The organism is Psychromonas sp. B3M02 (genome assembly GCF_003318165.1).
Classification (GTDB): domain Bacteria; phylum Pseudomonadota; class Gammaproteobacteria; order Enterobacterales; family Psychromonadaceae; genus Psychromonas.
This window is the reverse complement of sequence record NZ_QOCB01000010.1, coordinates 94,321-113,292: the sequence shown is the minus strand read 5'-3', so window position 1 is coordinate 113,292 and position 18,972 is coordinate 94,321. Positions and strand designations below refer to the sequence as shown.

The 18,972-nt window shown below is 39.2% G+C and carries 13 protein-coding genes and 5 tRNA genes; 4 read left to right on the top strand and 14 right to left on the bottom strand.

Going from position 1 to position 18,972, the window contains the following annotated elements; genetic code table 11:
- The first annotated feature begins 39 nt into the window (after window positions 1-39).
- On the top strand, window positions 40-2,610 hold the full coding sequence (gene clpB, locus DS885_RS01450) for an ATP-dependent chaperone ClpB (protein WP_113817623.1): 2,571 nt from the start codon (window positions 40-42) through the stop codon (window positions 2,608-2,610).
- A gap of 58 nt (window positions 2,611-2,668) precedes the next feature.
- Here clpB and DS885_RS01445 read toward each other — a convergent pair whose 3' ends face one another.
- The 3 genes from DS885_RS01445 to nagB are packed head-to-tail and all read right to left on the bottom strand — an operon-like array spanning window position 2,669 to window position 5,894.
- Window positions 2,669-3,874: an ROK family transcriptional regulator gene (locus tag DS885_RS01445; protein WP_258546818.1), complete on the bottom strand. Its 1,206-nt coding sequence runs from the start codon at window positions 3,872-3,874 to the stop codon at window positions 2,669-2,671.
- 55 nt (window positions 3,875-3,929) lie between these two features.
- Window positions 3,930-5,081 (bottom strand): N-acetylglucosamine-6-phosphate deacetylase, encoded by a 1,152-nt coding sequence (gene nagA / locus DS885_RS01440; protein ID WP_258546817.1) that lies wholly within the window; start codon window positions 5,079-5,081, stop codon window positions 3,930-3,932.
- Between the two features lie 12 nt (window positions 5,082-5,093).
- A complete protein-coding gene (gene nagB, locus DS885_RS01435; RefSeq protein WP_113817620.1) occupies window positions 5,094-5,894 on the bottom strand; it encodes a glucosamine-6-phosphate deaminase in 801 nt (266 codons plus the stop codon).
- A 261-nt stretch (window positions 5,895-6,155) separates the two neighbouring features.
- Here nagB and nagE point away from each other — a divergent pair, with 261 nt between their 5' ends.
- Together nagE and glnS are read left to right on the top strand one after the other, a co-directional pair.
- On the top strand, window positions 6,156-7,622 hold the full coding sequence (nagE, locus tag DS885_RS01430; protein WP_113817619.1) for an N-acetylglucosamine-specific PTS transporter subunit IIBC: 1,467 nt from the start codon (window positions 6,156-6,158) through the stop codon (window positions 7,620-7,622).
- Between the two features lie 220 nt (window positions 7,623-7,842).
- A complete protein-coding gene (glnS, locus tag DS885_RS01425; RefSeq protein ID WP_113817618.1) occupies window positions 7,843-9,504 on the top strand; it encodes a glutamine--tRNA ligase in 1,662 nt (553 codons plus the stop codon).
- A gap of 66 nt (window positions 9,505-9,570) precedes the next feature.
- Here the strand turns inward: glnS and DS885_RS01420 are convergent, their stop codons facing one another.
- From DS885_RS01420 to DS885_RS01405, 4 genes are all read right to left on the bottom strand, one after another.
- Entirely contained in the window at window positions 9,571-10,266 is a 696-nt protein-coding gene (locus tag DS885_RS01420; RefSeq protein WP_113817617.1) for a 3'-5' exonuclease, read from the bottom strand.
- The gene (locus tag DS885_RS01415; protein WP_113817616.1) at window positions 10,266-12,110 is read right to left on the bottom strand and encodes a DUF294 nucleotidyltransferase-like domain-containing protein; all 1,845 of its coding nucleotides are present in this window, start codon (window positions 12,108-12,110) and stop codon (window positions 10,266-10,268) included. The genes DS885_RS01420 and DS885_RS01415 overlap by 1 nt, the downstream gene beginning before the upstream one ends.
- Window positions 12,111-12,197: 87 nt before the next feature.
- A complete protein-coding gene (locus DS885_RS01410) occupies window positions 12,198-13,916 on the bottom strand; it encodes a sodium:solute symporter family protein (protein WP_113817615.1) in 1,719 nt (572 codons plus the stop codon).
- Window positions 13,917-13,931: 15 nt separating this feature from the next.
- On the bottom strand, window positions 13,932-14,195 hold the full coding sequence (locus DS885_RS01405; RefSeq protein WP_113817614.1) for a DUF4212 domain-containing protein: 264 nt from the start codon (window positions 14,193-14,195) through the stop codon (window positions 13,932-13,934).
- 546 nt (window positions 14,196-14,741) lie between these two features.
- Here DS885_RS01405 and DS885_RS01400 point away from each other — a divergent pair.
- On the top strand, window positions 14,742-15,896 hold the full coding sequence (locus DS885_RS01400) for a PilT/PilU family type 4a pilus ATPase (RefSeq protein WP_113817613.1): 1,155 nt from the start codon (window positions 14,742-14,744) through the stop codon (window positions 15,894-15,896).
- Window positions 15,897-16,083: 187 nt separating this feature from the next.
- Here DS885_RS01400 and DS885_RS01395 read toward each other — a convergent pair.
- From DS885_RS01395 to dnaQ, 7 genes are all read right to left on the bottom strand, one after another.
- Window positions 16,084-16,160, bottom strand: a tRNA-Asp gene (locus tag DS885_RS01395).
- Between the two features lie 106 nt (window positions 16,161-16,266).
- Window positions 16,267-16,343 (bottom strand) — tRNA-Asp (locus tag DS885_RS01390).
- A gap of 76 nt (window positions 16,344-16,419) precedes the next feature.
- A tRNA-Asp gene (locus tag DS885_RS01385) sits at window positions 16,420-16,496 on the bottom strand.
- A gap of 57 nt (window positions 16,497-16,553) precedes the next feature.
- Window positions 16,554-16,630 (bottom strand) — tRNA-Asp (locus DS885_RS01380).
- Between the two features lie 74 nt (window positions 16,631-16,704).
- A tRNA-Asp gene (locus DS885_RS01375) sits at window positions 16,705-16,781 on the bottom strand.
- A 144-nt stretch (window positions 16,782-16,925) separates the two neighbouring features.
- Entirely contained in the window at window positions 16,926-18,221 is a 1,296-nt protein-coding gene (locus DS885_RS01370) for a hypothetical protein (RefSeq protein WP_113817612.1), read from the bottom strand.
- Window positions 18,212-18,928 (bottom strand): DNA polymerase III subunit epsilon, encoded by a 717-nt coding sequence (dnaQ, locus tag DS885_RS01365; RefSeq protein WP_113817611.1) that lies wholly within the window; start codon window positions 18,926-18,928, stop codon window positions 18,212-18,214. Before dnaQ ends, DS885_RS01370 begins: the two co-directional genes overlap by 10 nt.
- Window positions 18,929-18,972 lie beyond the last annotated feature (44 nt).

Below are 18,972 nucleotides of genomic sequence, written 5' to 3'. Positions count from 1 at the left end.
ACCCATTTATAAAGAGTAATCTTTGTTGGGAGAATTAAGATGCGTTTAGATAAATTAACCAGTAAATTTCAATTAGCATTAGCTGATGCTCAGTCTATTGCTCTAGGTCGTGACCATCAATATATTGAGGCCACACATGTCCTATTAGCCATGTTAAATCAAGATGGTGTCGCGATCCGCGGTATCTTGTCTGATCTTGAAATTAATATAAATCTATTACGCTCACAACTATCAACTATGCTCGATAAATTACCTAAAGTATCTGGTATAGGCGGGGATGTGCAGCTATCAAGTCAGCTGGGTATTACCTTTAATCTATGTGATAAATATGCACAGAAAGCCAAAGATAAATTCATCTCTTCTGAACTGTTTCTGGTGGCTGTATGTGAGGATAAAGGTGAGTTAGGAAAAATGCTTAATGAGCTTGGTCTAACTAAGCAAAAAGTCGAAGAGTCATTAAAGAAAATTCGCCAAGGTCAGCATGTTGATGATATAGATGGCCCTGAAAAAGTATTAGATAAATATACTATCGACCTTACCGAGCGTGCTGCAGCAGGTAAACTTGACCCTGTGATTGGGCGTGATGATGAAGTACGCCGTATGGTGCAGGTATTACAACGTCGTACTAAAAATAACCCAGTGATTATTGGGGAGCCTGGTGTTGGTAAAACTGCCATCGTAGAAGGGCTTGCACAACGTATCATTAATGGTGAAGTACCGGAAGGCTTGAAAAATAAACGCGTTCTATCTTTGGATATGGGGGCATTAATTGCAGGGGCTAAATACCGAGGCGAATTTGAAGAGCGTCTAAAAGGGGTATTGGCTGAACTCGCCAAAGAAGAGGGGCAAGTGATCTTGTTTATTGATGAGTTGCATACCATGGTCGGTGCCGGTAAAGGCGATGGTGCGATGGATGCGAGTAACATGCTAAAACCCGCTTTGGCACGCGGTGAACTGCACTGTGTCGGAGCGACAACGCTAGATGAATATCGCCAATATATCGAAAAAGATGCCGCATTAGAGCGCCGTTTTCAAAAAGTACAAGTTGATGAGCCTACTGTTGAAGATACGATAGCTATTTTACGTGGTTTGAAGGAGCGTTATGAGTTACATCATAAGGTGCAGATAACCGATCCGGCGATTGTAGCGGCTGCCACCTTGTCACATCGTTATATTTCCGATCGTCAGCTGCCCGATAAAGCGATTGATTTAATTGATGAAGCAGCTTCTAGTATCCGATTGCAAATGGACTCTAAGCCGGAGCATTTAGATAAATTAGGTCGTAAAATCATTCAATTAACCGTGGAGCAAAAGTCGCTACAAAATGCGACCGATGAAGCCAGCTTGCAACGTTTAAGTGATTTAGACCAGACCTTACAAAGTAAAGGTAAAGAGTATAAAGAACTTGATGAAGTGTGGAAAACTGAAAAAGCCGCGCTATCTGGCACACAAAATATTAAACAAGCGTTAGAGCAAGCGCGTTTAGACCTTGAAGTTGCTAGTCGGGCTGCAGATTTAACGCGTATGTCTGAACTGCAGTATGGTCGTATTCCAGATTTAGAGAAACAGTTAGACCTTGCTTCTCAAGCAGAGATGCAAGAGATGACCTTGTTAAAACACTCTGTGACCGAAAATGAAATTGCCGATATCCTAGCGCATTGGACAGGCATTCCTGTGTCTAAAATGCTTGAAGGCGAACGTGATAAGCTATTAAAAATGGAGAAACACTTACATTCTCAAGTCGTTGGACAAAATGAAGCAATTGAAGCGGTTTCTAATGCGATTCGCCGAAGTCGAGCTGGATTAAGCGATCCAAATCGTCCAATAGGATCATTCTTATTTTTAGGTCCAACGGGGGTAGGTAAAACTGAGTCTTGTAAGGCATTAGCAAGTTTCCTGTTTGATAGTGTTGATAACATGGTACGTATCGATATGTCAGAGTTTATGGAAAAACATGCGGTATCTCGCTTAGTCGGCGCGCCTCCTGGTTATGTTGGTTATGATGAAGGTGGGTACTTAACGGAAGCAGTAAGACGCAAACCTTATTCAGTGATCTTATTGGATGAAATAGAAAAAGCGCATCCTGATGTGTTTAATATTTTGTTACAAGTATTAGATGATGGGCGTTTAACCGATGGCCAAGGGCGTACCGTTGATTTCCGTAATACGGTGATTATTATGACCTCTAATATTGGCTCAGAAGTGATCCAAAATGCGTTCCCACGAGCCGCTTATGACGATGTTAAGAATCAGCTATTAACTATTTTAGGGACCCATTTTAAGCCTGAGTTCTTAAACCGTATTGATGAAACTGTAGTCTTCCATCCATTGAGCGAGAAACACATTAAATCAATTGCAACCATTCAGCTCCATACCTTGCAAACGCGTTTGAAAGCGAAGGGATATCAGTTGATGTTTAATGATGCGTCTATTGATCTGTTAGTCGAAGCGGGTTATGACCCAGTGTACGGTGCTCGACCATTAAAAAGAGCGGTACAACAGTTGCTGGAAAATGCGTTAGCTCAGAAGATATTATCTGGCGAATTAAGCACTAGCCGTCCGATCTTAGTTGATGTAGCAGATGGGCAACTGGTGTTTGTTGAACAGTAGCCGTTTAAAGCTGACTAGTAACCCCTAAAAACCTGAACAGTGATGTTTAGGTTTTTTATTAGACTTTTATTCTTTGTAGCAGATCGCCTTCATAAATGGCTTGTTTGGTTAATGCAAACGCAGCTAGAGTAGGATCGGTTGCTAATGTTGTAGGGATCACCGATAAATGGTCATGAAAGTCAGGTAAAGTTTGTGTCTCTGTGCATGCTTTGACTGTATCAAACACTAGGTTACCGGCTAGGGTTATCTTGCCTGTGATGACGATTTTTTCTGGGCTTAATAAATTCACTAAAATAGCAATGCTTTTGCCTAAGTAGGTGGCAGCTTGTTGTACTATCGACTGACATAAAGGATCTTTATCTATTGCTGCTAAATAGATATCCTCAATAGTAAAATCTGAAATATTAAGTGAAGAGGGGCTACCTGCTGAGATTGCTGCTTTTACTTTGTCAAAAATAGCGTTGTCACTCACTTCTGTTTCTAAACAACCTATATTGCCACAGTGGCACTGTTTACCATTAGGGTTGATCTGAATATGACCAATTTCACCAATATTACAGCTTTTTCCTAATAACACTTTACCTTCCATGATCACACCAGAACCAACACCATGATGCACACTCACTAGTATTGAGTCTTGGCATTGTTGTGTAGCACCAAAGTAATGCTCTGCTAATGCAAGGCAACGAGTATGATTACCAATAAACGTTGGAATATTAAAAGCTTTTTGTATCTCTTCTACTAATGCGATGTTCTGTAAGGGGTAAGTTGCATGGTAAATCACTGTGCCAGTGTTAGGGTTCACCAAACCGGAAATGGTCATGGAAATCGCTGAGATCTTTTCATTAATCAACGCCGGTTGCGTGATGAATTTGGCTATTTCAGAGACAAAAAACTCAATTAAATTAATACTATTATCGAGTAGAGGTATGGTGACCTGTTTACTGAGTTGCTTTGCGCCAGATAATTTATAATGAGCAATGGAGAGTTGGGTTTGCCCTAATCTAATCGCGATAACATTAATGTTATGTGCATTGGGTGCAAGAGAAATCGCTCGTCGACCACCTGTTGAGGCTTGTAAGTCTACTTCAGAGATTAAGCCATTTTCCATCAACTGGCGGGTTATTTTGGTGACACTGGCTGGCGCTAAATGACTGATCTTAGATATTTTTACACGAGAAATAGGGGCATATTGTTCAATGACTTTATAAATAGTCGCACTATTAAGTTGCTTTACCTGATCAAGGTTAACGATAGTGCTCATTGTGTTTGCCTCGTCCCCTACATTCATTCCATCTCTTCCTTTTAGTATCACTAATTTAAGCCGTCACTTTATGATACCCGTTAACAATGGTCGCGGTCACATTAAATTGCTGATCAAAAATTGCTAAGTTAGCTACTTTTCCTGCTTCAATGCTACCTAATTTGTGTTCTACTGCAATCGCTTTGGCTGGGTAGGTAGTTGCCATTCTAATCGCTTCATCCAAGGCAATACCTACTTGTTCAACACATTGTTGAATGGACTCTATCATGGTGACTGCTGAGCCGCCTAAAGTACCATCTTTACCAACACATTTTCCATTTTTGTAAAATACCTTGGTACCAACAAAATCAAACTGTTCAATATCAGCCCCGGCAGCCGCGGTGGCATCGGTAACTAAGATCAACTTATCACCTAGCAAGCGTTTAGATATACGGATATTTTCGTAAGCTACGTGGAAACCGTCAACAATAATACCTGCATAAATTTGATGATCGTAAACCGCACCCACTAAACCAGGCTCTCTACCTGTCATGGGAGACATGGCATTAAACAGGTGTGTGGCAAAACTAGCTCCCTGTGCGATAGCTAAGCTCGCTTGTTGATAACTGGCATTTGTATGCCCTAATGAAACAACAATACCCGCATCACTTAATTGTTTGATAAATTTAAGCGGCATTTTTTCTGGTGCAGTCGTTATTTTTTTCACTATATCTGCATTGTTGCAAATCAGATTAATCATCTCTGTTTCTGCGGGGCGTATCCATTGAGTGGGGTGAATACCTTTCTTTTCTTGATTGATATAAGGCCCTTCTAAATGTAAACCTAACACTTCATTGCTGGTGGTCTGCATATAATGACGCGTCGCCAATAGCGCATCTTTAATACCTTGGTCGCTGTCAGTAATAAACGTCGGGAGAAAGCTTGTTGTACCTGACTTTAGGTTTGCAGCTTGCATCGTTGAGAGTGTTTGCTCACTTTCTGCACCATTAAACATCACTCCACCACAGCCATTAAGCTGTAAATCGATAAAGCCAGGGCTGATATGTTGCCCTTGTACATCGATTTGAGTTATTGCTGATGATAAATCTGCAATAGGCACAATTGCATTAATGAATTGCCCTTCAATAATCACTGCGTGATCTTTTAGAACTGATTCAGGGCTATAGATAATGCCATTAACCAATGCATACATGTTTACTTTCTCCATAAAATAGCCAGGCTATAGATTACCTAGGTTATCGGCTTCTACTTCTGTGAAATAATTTAAGGTTTTAACTTTTAGTTCGATGGTCGCATCTGCATCGCAGACAACCACAACCTTAGGGTGGAGCTGTAAGGCGCTCACTGTCCATTGCTGATTTACTGACCCCTCAACGGCGGCGTGTAATGCTAACGCTTTAGCGTGACCAGTGACAAGCGTTAAAATCTCTTCTGCATCTAAAAGGGTCGCAACGCCTATGGTTAAAGCCTGTTTAGGAACTTGATTGACGTCGTTATCAAAAAAACGCGAGTTAGCTAAGCGTGTATTAGAAGTTAAAGTTTTTGGGCGCGTACGCGAAGCGAGTGAGGATCCTGGTTCGTTAAAGGCGATATGACCATCATTTCCCATTCCCCCCATAAACAGATGGATTTTACCATACGACTTTATTTTCTCTTCATAACATTGACACTCGGCATTCAGATCTGTTGCTTGCCCATCGAGTAAATGAATGTTCTCTTCTTGAATATCTACATGGTTAAAGAAGTTGTTAAACATAAAGCTATAGTAACTTTCGGGGTGAGTACGTGGCAAACCAACATACTCATCCATGTTAAAAGTCACCACGTGTTTGAAGCTCACTTCACCTGCTTGATAAAGTGCAATTAATTGCTGATAAGTTGTTAATGGTGTGCCACCCGTTGGTAAACCCAGTACAAAAGGACGGCTAGCCGTAGGCTGAAATTGATTAATTTTGTTGACTATATATCGTGCGGACCACTGGCCAACATGTAATGAGTTTTCAAGTGGAATTAGACGCATGTTTATCTCCAAATCATAAATAAAGTAATTAATTCGCGTTGATAATTAAGTTGATTGTAATAGCTTGCTAAACATAATGCTAGTACAATTTTAAGTGACCCATGTCACATAAACTCTTTGTTTTATTTGCACCTCATAGGAAAAACTTTAGAGTCATAGCTTGTTTTATAGACATGTTCAGGTATTTTATAGGTTATTTATTACAAATTGAAATAAATAATTATCGATGCAAATTAAGTTGAGTTATCAAGGAGCGTTACAGTGAATATATTAGGATATATGCAAAAAGTCGGAAGAGCGTTAATGGTGCCCGTTGCAGTATTACCTGCTGCCGCCATTTTAATGGGGATCGGTTACTGGATAGATCCTAATGGTTGGGGAGGGGATTCACCTTTAGCTGCTTTTTTGATTAAAGCAGGTGCTGCTGTTATTGATAACATGGCGTTATTGTTTGCTGTTGGTGTCGCCTATGGTATGTCTAAGGATAAGGATGGTGCGGCTGCATTATCGGGCTTGGTTGGCTGGTTAGTGGTGACTACTTTGTTATCGCCTGGCGCTGTTGAACAAATTACTGGTGAAGTTGCTCATGCCTCTTTTGGTAAAATTGAAAATCAATTTGTTGGTATTTTGATTGGTATTATTTCCGCTGAGTTATATAACAAGTTTTCAGATGTAGAGTTACATAATGCTTTATCGTTTTTCTCTGGACGACGTTTAGTACCGATTGTGGTCTCGATTGTGATGATCATTGTCTCGTTTATCTTAATGGCGATTTGGCCTGTGATCTTCTCTGGTTTACAGCATTTTGGAGAAAGCATTTCTGAAATGGGTGATATTGGTGCTGGAATTTATGCCTTTTTCAATCGTTTATTAATCCCCGTAGGATTACATCATGCATTAAACTCTGTATTTTGGTTTGATGTAGCTGGTATTAATGATATTCCTAACTTCCTTGCTGGTCAGGAAACCATTGCACAGTTTGCTGCGGAAGGAAAAACAGCATTAGGCACAGTCGGTATGTACCAAGCGGGCTTTTTCCCAATCATGATGTTTGGTTTGCCTGGCGCCGCCCTAGCGATTTACACTGCTGCTCGCACAGAGCATAAACAAAAAGTGGCATCTATTATGTTAGCCGCTGCATTAGCCTCTTTTTTCACAGGGGTTACTGAGCCGTTAGAATTTTCCTTTATGTTTGTTGCGCCATTATTGTATGTCGTGCATGCCGTACTTACTGGGATCTCAGTATTTATCGCTGCTAACATGGAGTGGATTGCAGGTTTTGGTTTCTCTGCAGGCTTAGTTGATATGGTACTTTCTTCGCAAAATCCGTTAGCGAAACAATGGTATATGTTATTAGTTCAAGGTATTGTGTTCTTTGTTATCTATTACTTTGTTTTCTTGGGGTTAATTAAAACTTTAAACCTGAAAACACCTGGGCGTGAAGAACATGAAGAGTCGCAAGCAGAAACTGAAACTAAGGTAGCGCAGGATAGTGATACATTAGCCAATGATTATATTGCTGCATTGGGCGGTATCAAAAATATCGAAGTGATTGATGCTTGTATTACTCGCCTACGTTTGACGCTTAAAGATCGTAATATTATTAAAGAGGCTAATTTAAAAATGCTGGGTGCAATGGGCGTGGTTAAATTAGGTGAAAAGAATCTCCAAGTGATTATTGGTCCTCAGGCTGAAAGTATCGCTAATCGTATGAAATTATTAAAATAATGTTACTTAATTTTTAGCTTTAGAGAGGCACGCTTTGCGTGCCTTTTTTGTTTCTGGAAGTGGCCCATTAATAGCCAATTTTAACTTACTTATTTAATGTGCTTTATTTAACTACTGTATATCGTGCTGATAGTAGGTATTTTCTATGATTTAACTTGAGCTTAAGCCAAGAATATACGATGATTGTTGTTTTTATGAATCATGTCTTTTAGAGGTCAAAATGTCCGAGTTGGAAACACGCCCAAGTAACTTTATACGCACTATTATTGAAAACGATCTTGAGAGTGGTAAACATCAGACAATTCATACACGTTTCCCACCTGAGCCTAATGGTTACCTGCACATTGGTCATGCTAAATCTATCTGCTTAAACTTTGGTTTAGCTGAGGATTACCCAAATGCTGCCTGTAACTTACGTTTTGATGATACTAACCCAGTTAAAGAAGATGCAGATTATGTTGCTGCTATTGAAAAAGATGTGTCTTGGTTAGGTTTTGAATGGCAAGGTGACGTTCGTTACTCTTCAAACTACTTTGAACAGCTTTTTGATTATGCAGTAGAGTTAATTGAAAATGATAAAGCGTATGTTTGTGAATTAAATGCAGAACAGACACGTGAGTACCGTGGTACTTTGACCTCACCGGGTAAAAACAGCCCATTCCGTGATCGTCCTATTGCAGAAAGCTTAGATCTATTTAATCGTATGCGAGCAGGTGAATTTGAAGAAGGCGCGATGATGTTACGTGCTAAAATCGACATGGCTTCACCGAATATGAAAATGCGTGATCCGGTCATTTACCGCATCCGTTTTGCACATCATCACCAAACAGGTGACAAATGGTGCATCTACCCAATGTATGACTTCACACACTGTATTTCTGATGCGATCGAAGGCATCACACACAGTTTGTGTACATTAGAGTTTGAAGATCATCGTCCACTATATGACTGGGTATTAGCTAATATCAGTATTGAGTGTAAACCACGTCAAATTGAGTTTTCACGCTTAAATTTGCAATATACTTTAACTTCTAAACGTAAGTTAAATGCGTTAATCGAAGAAAACATCGTAACAGGTTGGGACGACCCTCGCATGCCTACTATTTCTGGTATGCGTCGCCGTGGTTACCCTGCTGGTTCACTGCGTGAGTTTGCTAAACGTATCGGTGTGACTAAGCAAGAAAATACGGTAGAACTTGCTTCATTAGAAGCTTGTGTACGTGAAAACTTAGAAGCTAACGGCGCACGTGCAATGGCCGTCATTGACCCAATTAAAGTGACTATCTCAAACTACGAAGAAGGTAAACTAGAGCAATTGATCGCACCTGCTCACCCTAAAGACGAAAGTATGGGGACACGTACGATTCCTTTCTCTCGTGAGTTGTATATTGATGCCGCTGACTTCCGTGAAGAAGCCAATAAAAAATACAAACGTTTAGTATTAGGTAAAGAAGTACGTCTACGTAATGCTTATATGATCAAAGCAGAAGAAGTGGTTAAAGATGAAGAAGGTAATATTACGGAAATCATCTGTTCATATGACCCAACAACATTAGGTAAAAACCCTGAAGATGGACGTAAACCAAAAGGGGTTATTCACTGGGTAAGTGTTGCATCGAATCACCCAGCAGAATTCCGTATTTACGACCGTTTATTCTCGGTAGAAAATCCTGCTGCTGCTGAAGATATTCATACGGTACTTTACCCTGAATCATTAGTAGTGAAGCATGGTTTTGTGGAAAATAGCTTAGTAGACGCACAACCGGAAGTTGCTTACCAATTTGAGCGTGAAGGTTACTTCTGTGCAGATAACCAAGATTCAAGTGCTGAACACTTAGTATTTAACCGTACTGTTGCACTTCGAGATTCATGGGCTGGTTAGTACCTACTCACTATCACTTTGAAAGCCTGCTTTAAGCAGGCTTTTTATTACCTTTTTTATTGTTTTTTAATACTTTCTCAGAATATCCTGCAGTTTAATATTGTCTAAACCACCCATTTTATTAAGTTGAGCTAATAGTAACTCTGCGCAAGCAAGCGCATCAGTTAAGGCATTATGTGCTGAATAAATTGGTAGGTGGTAACGCTCTCGACAGGCATTTAATCTTAACTCGCCATTTTTTATATATTGATTTTTCCGGTTTAAACGCTGTTTTTCTAGCTGTAAGGTGTCAATGGCAAAGAGTTGTTGTATTGGCCCCCCTAACTTTAATAAAGCCTGCTCTAGAAACTGTATATCAAGTAATGCATGATGAGCAACCAGCACTTTATCCTGACATTGTTGCAACAACCACTCTATAATTTCTGAGGTCGCTAAGGCTTCTGTTAAATCTCTATCATGTACCCCATGAATAGTGGCACTCTGTCCAACACTACCTTGAATTTTTAGTAGCTTATATTGCGCATATTTAGGTTTAATTTGCCCGTTTATAATGGGGATAACACCAATACTTACCATCTCATCTTTTTTATGATTTAGCCCCGTCATCTCGATGTCTAAGGCTAATAAGTTAAGGTTGACGATTGGCTGATGTAGTTGGGTTAAGAGATATTGATAATGTGTTTTTAAGTGAGTGGGTTTATTGGACTTAGTGTTGTTAATAAGCCGTTTTAATTTGTACTGTAAGTGCCATTGCTGAAACATTAAAACTGCCTTAAGAATTTTAGTTTTATGGTACTTTGCGCCTCATAAATCACTTTAAAAGCATCCTTAAGTTGATGCCTTACTAGAGAGGAAAGGCTGTCGGGTAAAATGTAATTTGAAACTGTTTGTGCGTGGTCAAATTGATGCCCTTGATTGATGAGGCGTTTATGGGCGATAAACTCCCAAGCATCTAATAAATTCATGGCTAACTCTTTATCAATGGCAGACTGTTTAATTAAGCTTTGAATCCGTTTGTTAGTGTTCACTTCTTCGATACCAGCTGATAATGCATATACTCTAACAATATCATTAATTAACGCATTACCTTTATGTTTAAGGTCGATACCTTTTACTTCACTACCATCTCGTTCAAGCACAAAACTACGGAAAAAGCCTAATGGTGGTGTTGATTGCAGCGCATTTTGACTCATTGCAGCAATGAAAATATCATTGTTGCAAGTTCGACTTAGTACACTCTTTTGTAATTGCTCAAACAAACGTATATCACCGCAAATAGGGCGCATATCAAAGAAGATAGAAGCGTGTAATAACGCAGTGGGATCTGGCGTTTTTATCCATTGAGAAAACTGTTGTAACCATTGCTGTAGCGAGAGTTGCCATTCTGGATTTTGTGCCATGATATTGCCTGGGCAAAAAGGGAAGCCACACTCGTTCAATGCACTACAAACATATTCAGACAGCTGCTTAAAATATTTAGCCTCTTGTTCATTGGTTTCTTTTTCTAGTATTAGCGCATTATCTTGGTCTGAGCCTGCCATTTGATCCTGGCGTCCTTGAGAACCAAAGGATAACCAACAAAAACGCATCGGCTCGGGGCCAATATCCTGTTGTTTTAATGAAATTAAACGACGCGTTAAGGCATCTGTTACTGAGGTTAATATCCGGCCTATTTCACTAGCTTTGGCATCACTACTGATCAAGTTATATAATAAATCTGGTATTTTTTGACTAACTTGAATTAAAGACTCAAGGTCTGGTTGGCGTTGTATCTGTCCAATTAATAATAAAGGTTGTGAGCTTTGGCTTCGAATGAGGTCGGTGCTGGTAATCATCGCAATAGGTTGATTTTCACTCATCACGGGTAAGTGGTGGATATTGTTTTCACTCATTTTTAGCATCGCTTCAAAAATAAGAGAATCAGTTTCAATGGTTGCTGGGTCTTTGGTCATGGCTGTAGTAACCAATGTATTGCCATCTAAACCTTTAGCTAATACACGATTACGTAAATCTCGATCTGTTAAAATACCACATAATTGACCATTTTCTTCGACCACCAACGAGGATAAGCGATGATTGGCCATTAATAGTGCGGCTTCATGAATACTGGCCTTGGGTGAGATAGTGGTCAGTTGTTTAGACATGATATTGGTAATGCGTGCGGTATTAATAGCGCTGCGATTTAAAGAGCCTTGGTCACGTAATCGTTTTGCAAAGGCGCGATTAAAAAAACGGTCAAATTGATAACAATCGGCACGTAATTGATCAAATATTTTCGCCGGTAGGTGGTATACCAATCCATCTTCTAAAATATGCACTTGATTAACGACCTTTTCTCCAGAAAGCATGCCGCTAAAACCAAAAAATTGTCCCTCTCCTATTCGATCAATCAATTCACCTTGTTGAGTACTGACTTCAAAAGCGCCACTACGTACGATATACAGTTGTGCTTCATTAGTATCCACATGTACTAGCTTCTGTGATTTGCTGTAGTACACAATAGTTAATGCTTTACAGCATTGTTTAATAGTTTGTTCATGGAGCATATCAAAAGGGGCTAACTTGCGCATAAAGTCAAAAATGGGTTGAAGCTCGCTATTATCCATATCTGCCTTTTCCTTATCCATCTCAGATTTATGTCGGTTATTTTTTGTTAAAAAAAAAGCGCCGAAGCGCTTTAAATTGAGATTACTCTAATGCTCTTGTGCTTCACCTGCTCCTTTAGGGAATCGAATAGACTCGACCATATCAACCACAGCTTGTGGTGTTGGCGCTGTCATTTTGCAGACTAAGATAGCTACTGCAAAGTTAACCACCATACCTAGCATACCTATACCTTCAGGAGATATACCAAATAACCAGTTTTCAGAGACATTACCTGCAGGGTTAATAAATTTAAAGTAAACGATATAAACCGTTGTAAACAATAAACCAGCTAACATCCCTGCGATAGCACCTTCTTTATTCATTTTTCTAGAGAAAATACCCATAGTGATCGCTGGGAATAAAGAGGAAGCGGCAAGACCAAAGGCGATTGCAACCACCGCAGCCACAAAGCCTGGCGGATTAATACCAAAGTAACCGGCCATGATAATACCTGCTGCAGAGGCTATCCGCGCATACATAAGCTCCTTTTTATCGGAAATATTGGGCATTAAGTTCTTTTTCAGTAAGTCATGTGAAACAGACGTTGAAATAACTAGTAGCAGGCCTGCTGAAGTAGATAATGCAGCTGCTAAACCACCCGCAGCCATTAATGCAATAACCCATGCAGGTAAATTTGCCATTTCTGGAGTTGCCAATACGATAATATCGCGGTCTACATTCATCTCATTTGTTTCTGTATTTGAGTAGAACATTTTACCGTCGTTATTTTTATCATCCCATTTGATTAACCCTGTTTTCTCCCAGTTTTCAATCCAAATTGGCGCTTCAGCATGGGGGACACCTTGGCTTTCTGGACCATTAATTGACTGAATCATGTTTACACGAGAGAAAGAGGCAAGTGCTGGAATAGTGGTGTACATAATCGCGATAAACAATAATGTCCACCCAGCAGAACTACGTGCATCTTTTACTTTTGGAACAGTAAAGAAACGTACAATTACATGCGGTAAACCAGCGGTACCAAACATTAATGCACCGGTAATAAACAGCACATCAATCATATCTTTAGAGCCTTGGGTATATTGTGCAAAGCCTAACTCTGTAGACAGCCCATCAAGCTTATCAAGTAAATAGACACCCGAGCTATTACCCGTTGCGTCAAGTAACTCAGCACCGAAACCTAGTTGCGGGAAGATATGCCCTGTCATCATGATGGAAAGGAAAACGGCAGGTACCATGAAGGCAAAAATCATCACACAGTATTGTGCTACTTGTGTATAAGTAATGCCTTTCATACCGCCTAACACGGCATAGAAAAATACCACGCACATGCCGATATATACGCCAGTATCAACATCTACTTCTAAGAAGCGAGAGAATACTACGCCTACACCACGCATTTGACCGGCAATATAGGTAAAACTAATGAAGATTGCACAGACAACGGCAACAGTGCGTGCTGATTGAGAGTAGTAACGGTCACCGATAAAGTCAGGCACGGTAAATTTACCAAATTTACGAAGGTAAGGAACCATTAATAAAGCCAATAATACATATCCACCGGTCCAGCCCATGATATATACACTACCATCATAACCAACAAAAGAGACTATCCCTGCAAGTGAGATAAATGAAGCCGCTGACATCCAGTCTGCCGCGGTAGCCATGCCATTTAAAACCGGTGGGACCCCCCCTCCAGCAACGTAAAACTCTTTGGTTGATCCTGCTCGTGATTTAATTGCAATGCCAATATAAAGTGCGAAGGTAATGCCAACTACGATATAGGTTAATGTTTGAACATCCATCTTTATAACTCCTTGTTATTCGTCAACACCATATTTTTTGTCGAGAGCGTTTGAGCCCTTTACATATACAAAAATCAACAGTAAAAAGACGTAGATGGAGCCCTGTTGAGCGAACCAAAACCCTAATTTAAATCCCATGAAGCTGAATTCATTTAATATATCAACGAGTAATACACCACAGCCAAATGAGACAAATGCCCAAATAGCTAATAGCTTGAGTACTAGCTTGAGGTTTTCATCCCAATACCCTTTTGCTTTTTCTTCATTTTCAAAACTCACTGTTATTCTCCTTAATGTTATTAATCAGAAAAGGGACTAAGAATGAGCTTTATTTTTGTATTTAAAAGGATCACTTTAAAACCTAAAATAAACTTTCACTTTTAATCACTTAACTGCATTGCTAAAGAAAAAAATCTTCCATTTCGTCAAGTCGCTGTTAATAGTATGTTAATTTTTTTGTTTATCTATGGAGTGATGCAGAGCTAGATCATGTTTTGTTGAATAAAAAATGAGCTGTTAATCACAATAGTTATCTATTGAATTATTTTTGTGAGCTAAGATTATTTTTTGATGGGAATCGTTAAAAAAATTTAATAAGTAGATCACTATTTTAAATAAGCATCTAAAATTAAAATTAAGAAGGGATTATAGAACTTGTTTTATGAGTTTATATCTAAATTTTTAAGCTATTTAATTATTTATCAATGGCTTATCATTTACAGGTAATTTAATACTCATTTGCATGGTAGCGTGAGCTGATAAGTAGTAAATTATTAAAACAACAAAAATAAAAAATAATGGAATATTTAAGGTGGGTGTACAGTGATGGAATTTAATACAATGTTGAGTCAATTATCAGAACAAGATGGTTCTGACCTTTATTTAGCAACGGGCGCGCCTCCTTCAGCTAAATTTCAAGGAGAATTGATTCCACTAAGTGAAATATCTTTTAAGCCAGGTGATGTTAAGGCTATTGCTTATGACATTATGGATCCTGAGCAAATAGAAGAGTTTGAACATACTTTAGAGATGAATTTAGCTATTTCTATCGGTGGAATAGGGCGTTTTCGTGTCAATATATTTAAACAGCGCAATGACGTCTCTATTGTTGTTCGTAATATTAAAATTAATATCCCTAAGTTTGCTGATTTAAGGTTACCTGAAATACTAAAAAAGGTAGTGATGGCTAAAAATGGTTTGATACTGTTTGTTGGCGCGACGGGGTCAGGTAAATCAACTTCACTAGCGGCTTTAATTGATCACCGTAATGAAAACTCATCTGGGCATATTGTAACCATTGAAGATCCCGTTGAGTTCGTTCATCGACATAAAAAAAGCATTATTAATCAAAGAGAAGTAGGGGTTGATACCCGAAGTTTTCATGCTGCGCTGAAAAATACATTAAGACAGGCTCCTGATGTTATTTTAATCGGTGAAATACGTGATACTGAAACCATGGAGCATGCATTAGCTTTTTCTGAAACGGGGCATTTAGTGTTATCTACACTGCATGCAAATAATGCAAACCAAGCGATTGACCGTATTATTAACTTTTTTACCGAAGAGCGACGTGCACAGTTATTAATGGATTTAGGTAATAACTTGAGGGCCTTTGTTTCTCAACGTTTAATTCCCACCATTGATGGTAAACGTTGTGCTGCCATTGAAGTCATGATGGGCACATTAACCATTCGAGACATGGTAAAACGCGGGCACTTTGAAAGCTTAAAAGAGGTGATGGAAAAATCTAAAGAGTTAGGAATGCAAACTTTTGACAGTGCTTTATTCGATTTAGTGAAGGAAGGTTTAATCAGTGAGCAAGAGGCGATTAAAAACTCTGATTCTCCGACTAACTTAGCACTTAAATTTAAATTGGATAAAGGTAATTTTGTTGAAGCTGACGTGCAACCTAAAGCTAAAAGTAGCCTGAGTTTAGAGCCAAAGGGATTGGGTGACCTTAACGATTTAACTTATTCGTAATTTTATAAGAATCAACACTAGTATTAATTAAGCGCTTCGGCGTTTTTTTATTGTCTATTTAACGAGAGCTAATAATAGATAAAAGAATGCTGTGTTAGATAATTTATTAAAATATAGATAAGTATAATGTTTGGATTTTATATTATAAATAGAAAAAATATTTGAAAGGTAAACGTTTATACACTGTTGGCGGAGTGGACGGGACTCGAACCCGCGACCCCCGGCGTGACAGGCCGGTATTCTAACCAACTGAACTACCACTCCTCCGAGTGTATAACAGTTATGTCTCTTTTCGATATTAATCGGTGGCGGGACAGACCAGTTATTTTTATCACTTTTTAATCGTTGTGATTACGATTTAACACACTGTTGGCGGAGTGGACGGGACTCGAACCCGCGACCCCCGGCGTGACAGGCCGGTATTCTAACCAACTGAACTACCACTCCACGAGTGTGTTACAGTTATCTCTTTTTCAAATTAATGATTGGTGAAATAAACCAATAAGCTTTTATATAATACTGTTGGCGGAGTGGACGGGACTCGAACCCGCGACCCCCGGCGTGACAGGCCGGTATTCTAACCAACTGAACTACCACTCCACTGGAGTATTACAGTTCAAGCTTTGATAATTATCTACCATCTATTTAAAGATGAGTTGGCGGAGTGGACGGGACTCGAACCCGCGACCCCCGGCGTGACAGGCCGGTATTCTAACCAACTGAACTACCACTCCACGTGATAATCATCAGTTCAACATTTAGATTTTTCTAGAAAATAGTGACCAAAACATATTTATAAAATAAGTATTGGCGGAGTGGACGGGACTCGAACCCGCGACCCCCGGCGTGACAGGCCGGTATTCTAACCAACTGAACTACCACTCCAGAAAAATCAACGTTACATAATATGCAACTCAGTTGAGGCGCAGATAATACGGAGTTGCAGGTACTGAGTCAATAACGAAAAACAAAAAAAACACAATATTTACAAGGTAAAAGGTCTAACTGCTGCTTTTATCGCCATAGCGTTTATTTTTTAACTTTATTTTCATCCATTTCTAATGGTTTTAGCTCATCTAAAGAAAGAGTGTCCAGTGATAACTCTCCTTCAGATAGTAATTTTTTCTGTTTTCTCTTAAGGAAAAATAGCACCAGCGCAACAGTAATAACAATTAAAACAATAAGTACTAAAACGATTACCCATAAATATTGAAATCCACTGTCTGTTTCTTGTTCTATTTCAATTAACGGCTCATCAGCTTGTTGTGCAGTATCAACTGGTGCTGATACTTCGGTTGTTGATGGTGTTGGGGCAACCGTTGGTTCTGGTTCTTCAAGCTGAAATTGATATTCAGGTAAAACAAAGCTAATTTCACGACCATCTAAGGTATTGGCAAAAATCGTTCCTGAGAAGGTATATGCATTATGTGGGAGCGTTTTTTTGATAGAAATACTGTTTTCAGTAATGGTTTGGTCGCTAAAGTGTATTAATAATTGTTCTTTAGTGTTTAAAGTTGGGTTGGTGATCATTCCATCTACAATTACCGAGTTAGGGTCGATCTCAGATGTGTCAATATTAAAGATAAAATGTGCATCATCGCTTTTGTCGTCAACTTGTTGAATATGGTAGGTAATCGGTTGAGGGAATACAACAATGTCAGCATTGTATCCTCGTGTAAAAATATTGTTCTTAGTTTTAACACTTAACAGATACCGCCCCGGATCAAGATCCATGAATATATGCGTGGTTAATTCCCCATCAAAAGGTAAAGAGTCGTAGTATTCACCGTTATCTTGATAAAGTGAGATAAGGTCTTGGTTGTCATTAACTAAGGTAGCAGTTAGTCGAGCACTACGTAAAAAATCCTTGTCAGTCATTACCTTACCGTCATTCATTAATGACACATAAGTGGTGAGAAACTCTTTTTGGTATACTTTAAGCGGCAGCTTTTTAACTTTTAGTTTGACTGGGCTTAATAATTGAATACGGTTATCACCATTTAATGTGGCAATGGCTTGCCATGGACCTGGCATGGGGTTTTGCACGGTAATAATATCTTGGTTACGGTTATTAACCCAAGCGACTTGATCTTCAGGGTGGCGTTGAGCATACCATTTACTGCCATCCGGTTTAACCAACACTACCTTTTGTGGATGCGCAGCATGGTTAAGTATAATAGTCACTTGTTCGGTCTTGGGATCTATTCTGAAACGATTATCTAGTAAAGATATGTCATTAGGCGCATAAATTGTGTGTGCCATGGCACTGAATGCTGAAAATATTAAGCCTATAACTGCTATCCATTTACTATTGATTACCGCCATAAACAACTCCCTGATTTCGCCACTAAGTCTAATCGAGACTCATGGGCTGTTAACTCTTCTTGATTTGCATGAATAATAGGTAGCGGAGACGAAGTTTGACGTAAGCGTCGTCCGGTATCGTTACTGCCTGATTCATTATTTGCTAGATTAAGGTCTTTCTGTCCGCCTGACATTAATAGGTAAACATCAGCAAGGATCTCAGCATCTAATAATGCTCCGTGTAAGACACGGTGCTTATTATCAATACCATAACGGTCACATAACACGTCCAAATTGTTTCGCTTACCAGGAAACATTTTTTTAGCCATCTCTAATGTATCGGTAATAGTAGAGATTTCTGCAGTCGGTTGTGTCTTTTTATTTAAAAAACGAAATTCTTGATCCATAAAGCCAACATCAAAGGGCGCATTATGGATAACTAAATCAGCTCCTTTAATAAAGTCGATGAATTCATCTGCTATTTCTGCGAAGCGTGGTTTGTCATATAGAAATTCATCAGTGATACCATGTACTGCCATTGCTTCTGGATCAATAAGCATATCCGGTTGAATATAAACATGGTAATGACGACCCGTTAAGCGGCGATTAATCACTTCCACACAGCCAATTTCAATAATGCGATGCCCTACGTATATCTGACCATCTTTATTCATACCTGTGGTTTCAGTATCTAATACAACTTGTCGGGTGAGTTTACTTGTGTTCATAGCCATCTCTATTTATAGTTGTTGCGCAGTTTGCTCTGCTTAAT